The organism is Erwinia sp. 198 (assembly GCF_003937915.1).
Lineage (GTDB): Bacteria > Pseudomonadota > Gammaproteobacteria > Enterobacterales > Enterobacteriaceae > Erwinia > Erwinia aeris.
In genome coordinates, this window is record NZ_RHUM01000035.1 from 1 (window position 1) to 589 (window position 589).

Annotated in this window: 1 tRNA gene and 1 rRNA gene; both read left to right on the top strand. The window is 47.9% G+C overall.

Features of this window, described 5'->3' with window-relative positions:
* Nucleotides 1-65 (top strand): 16S ribosomal RNA (locus EGK14_RS21115); the annotation flags it as partial.
* Nucleotides 66-237: 172 nt separating this feature from the next.
* Nucleotides 238-313: transfer RNA gene (locus EGK14_RS21120), tRNA-Glu, on the top strand.
* Nucleotides 314-589 lie beyond the last annotated feature (276 nt).

Consider the following 589-nt stretch of genomic DNA (forward strand, 5'->3'; position numbering starts at 1 on the left):
TCATGACTGGGGTGAAGTCGTAACAAGGTAACCGTAGGGGAACCTGCGGTTGGATCACCTCCTTACCTGAAGATACCGTCGTGCGCAGTGTCCACACAGATTGTCTGATAGAAAAGTAACGAGCAATGCGTCTTTTGAGTAGGGTTCTGTGGCAAGTAAATTTGTCGCTCAGATTTGCCAGCAAATCTTCACCTTTACACAAAATAACCGGTCTGCGACTGGTTAAGCAATTTTTGTGTCCCCATCGTCTAGAGGCCCAGGACACTGCCCTTTCACGGCTGTAACAGGGGTTCGAATCCCCTTGGGGACGCCATATCTGATAATGAGTGAAAGACATTATCAACAGTATCTCAAAACTGATTCCGGCGTTAAGCCGAGTCACGTTTGAGATATTTGCTCTTTAACAATCCGGAACAAGCTGAAAATTGAAACGACATGTCGTTTTCATTCCCCGTAACAGGAATGAAGTCAACGATATGGTCGAGTCTCTCAAATGCTTGCAGCCCAGCTCCTTCGGGACGCTTGTGGGTTGTGAGGTTAAGTGACTAAGCGTACACGGTGGATGCCCTGGCAGTCAGAGGCGATGAAG